The 3,245-nt window shown below is 75.9% G+C and carries 1 protein-coding gene; it reads right to left on the reverse strand.

Going from position 1 to position 3,245, the window contains the following annotated elements; all coding sequences use genetic code 11:
- Window positions 1–3,245, reverse strand: a 3,245-nt coding sequence (locus WA788_RS35135) for a type I polyketide synthase (RefSeq protein ID WP_335984467.1), incomplete at both ends; no start/stop codon positions are given.

Consider the following 3,245-nt stretch of genomic DNA (forward strand, 5'->3'; position numbering starts at 1 on the left):
GCCGAGCCGCGAACACCGGAGACACCGACGCCAGTTCACGCCCCATCCCCACCCACTGCGACCCCTGACCCGCGAACGCGAACACCGGGCGTACCTCCGCACGCCCCACCCCCGCCACCACCGCACCCGACGGCGTACCCGACGCGAGACTCACCAGGCCGCTCAGCAGAGCGGTGCGGTCGCCGCCGACCACGACGGCCCGGTGCTCGAAGACCGAGCGGGTGGCCGCCAACGACCAGGCCACGTCGGCCGGTTGCAGCTCCGGGTGGGCGAGGTTCCATTCGCGCAGCCGCCCGGCCTGTGCCGCCAGTCCGTCCGCGGTGCGGCCGGACAGGAGCCAGGCGCCGGCCCCGGAGAGCACGGGGGCTGCCGGTGCGGTGTCCGGTGCCGCGGTGTCGTCGGGGGCCTCGGCGGCGTCCGGCGCGGCGGGGGCTTCCTCCAGGATGACGTGCGCGTTGGTGCCGCTCATCCCGAACGCCGAGACGGCGGCACGGCGCACCCGGCCGTCGGACTGCCAGGGCCTGGCCTCGGTGAGCAGCCGCACCTCACCGGCCGTCCAGTCCACGTGGGACGACGGCTCGTCGGCGTACAGGGTCTGCGGCAACTGCTCGTGCCGCAACGCCAGGACCATCTTGATGATGCCCGCGACGCCCGCCGCGGCCTGCGTGTGGCCGATGTTCGACTTCACCGAACCCAGCCACAGCGGCCGCCCCTCGGGACGCTCCTGGCCGTAGGTCGCCAGCAGTGCGCCGGCCTCGATCGGGTCGCCCAGCCGGGTGCCGGTGCCGTGTGCCTCCACCACGTCGACGTCTGCCGCCGACAGCCGTGCGTTGGCCAGGGCGGCGCGGATGACGCGCTGCTGCGAGGGGCCGTTGGGGGCGGTGAGGCCGTTGGACGCGCCGTCCTGGTTGACCGCCGAGCCGCGGACGACCGCGAGGACTTCGTGCCCGTTGCGCCGCGCGTCCGACAGCCGCTCCACGACCAGCATGCCGACGCCCTCGGCCCAGCCGGTGCCGTCCGCGTCCTCCGAGAAGGCGCGGCAGCGGCCGTCCGCCGAGAGGCCCTGCTGCCGGGAGAAGTCGACGAAGGTGCCCGGGGTGGCCATCACCGTCGCGCCGCCGGCCAGGGCGAGCGTGCACTCGCCGGAGCGCAGCGCCTGGCCCGCCAGGTGCAGTGCCATCAGGGACGAGGAGCAGGCGGTGTCCACGGTGACGGCCGGGCCCTCGAGACCCAGTACGTAGGACACCCGGCCGGACAGCACGCTGGTGGCGTTGCCGGTCAGGACGTGTCCTTCGGAGCCGGACTCGTCGCCGCGGCCGGCCAGCGTCACGCCGAGCCCGTAGCCGGAGGCGAACCCGCCGGCGAAGACACCAGTGGCGCTCTCCCGCAGCGACGCCGGGTCGATCCCGGCCCGCTCCAGCGCCTCCCAGGACGTCTCGAGCATGAGCCGCTGCTGCGGGTCCATCGCCAGCGCCTCACGCGGACTGATCCCGAAGAAGCCCGCGTCGAACTCGGCGGCGTCCCGCAGGAACGCGCCCTGGGCGACGTAGGAGGTGCCCTCCCGCTCGCCGTCCGGGTCGAAGACGCCTTCCAGGTCCCAGCCGCGGTCGGTCGGGAAGCCGCCCACCGCGTCACCGCCGGAGGCGAGCAACTGCCAGAACTCCTCCGGGCTTCCGACGCCGCCGGGGAAGCGGCAGGCCATGCCGACGATCGCCAGCGGCTCGTCCGACGGCGCCGCCACCGCGAGGGCGCCGCCCCGGGCGCCGGCGGTGTCCGGCTGCCCGCCGGTCAGCTCGCCGCGCAGGAAGGCGGCCAGCGCCGTCGGCGTGGGGTAGTCGAAGACCAGGGTGGACGGCAGCCGCAGCCCGGTCGCCGCGGCGAGCCGGTTGCGCAGCTCGACCGAGGTCAGCGAGTCGAAGCCCAGGTCCTTGAAGGCGCGCCGGTCCTCCACGGCGTCGGCCGAGGTGTGCCCGAGCACGACGGCGGCCTCACCGCGCACCACCTCCGTGAGGAGGCGCTCCTGCTCGGGCCGGTCCAGCCCGGCCAGCCGGCGCGGCAGTTCGCCCTCGGCGTGCCCGGCGGCGGCCGGGCCGTCGGCCGCGGCGGCCAGGCGGCGCACCTCGGGCAGGTCCCGCACGAGCGGCCTGCGCAGCACGTCCGCGGTCCCCGGCCCGGAGGACAGCCGCGCCCAGTCCACGTCCATGACGGCGACGCAGGTGTCCGGCCCGCGCAGGGCCTCGTCCAGCGCGCGGACGGCGAGCTGCGGGTCCATCGGCGGCATCGCCCCGCGCTCGACCCTCGCCCGCACTGCTCCGCTCGACTCGGCCATGCCCCCACCCGACCACGCACCCCAGGCCACCGCCAACGCGTTCAACCCCCGGGCCCGCCGGTTCTCCGCCAACGCGTCCAAATAGGCGTTGGCCGCGGCGTAGTTGCCCTGCCCCGCGCCGCCGAGCGTCGCCGCCGCGGCCGAGAACAGCACGAAGGAGTCCAGGTCCAGGTCAGCGGTCAGCTCGTCCAGCAGAGCGGCACCCTGGGCCTTGACCGCCAGGACCGTCCGGAGGCGCGCGACCGACAGCCGGTCCACCACGCCGTCGTCCAGCACCGCGGCCGTGTGCAGTACGGACGCCAGCTCCGGACCGGTCGCGCCGATGCGGTCCAACAGGGCGGCCAGCGGGGCCCGTTCGCTGACGTCACATGCGACGACCTCCACCGCGGCGCCGGCCTGCGCCAGTTCGGCGGCGAGAGCGGCGACGCCCTGCGCCGAAGTTCCCGAACGGCTGGTCAGCACCAGCCGTTCGGCACCCTGCTGGGCCAGCCGGCGCGCCACGTGTCCGGCGATCGCACCCGTGCCGCCGGTGATCAGCGTGGTACCGCGTGTCGACAGGCCCGTCCCGGACCCTTGCCGGGTGGCGCGGGCCAGCCGGCGGCCGAGGGCCCCGGAGGGCCGCAGGGCCACCTCGTTCTCCCCGCAGCCGGCCAGTACCCCGGCCAGCCGCGCGGCGGCACGCTCGTCCAATGACTCCGGCAGGTCCACCAACCCGCCCCAGCGGTCCGGGTGTTCCAGAGCCACGACCCGGCCCAGACCCCACACCTGCGCCTGCACCGGGTGGGCCAGCACCTCACCCGGACTCGCGGCCACCGCACCGGACGTGGCGACCCACAGCGGCGCCCCGATCCCCGCGTCGCCGAGCGCCTGTACCAGGCCGAGGGTGGCCGCGACACTGCCGCTGACCTCCGGGTGC

The sequence above is a fragment of the Streptomyces sp. CA2R106 genome, assembly GCF_037034245.1.
Lineage (GTDB): Bacteria > Actinomycetota > Actinomycetes > Streptomycetales > Streptomycetaceae > Actinacidiphila.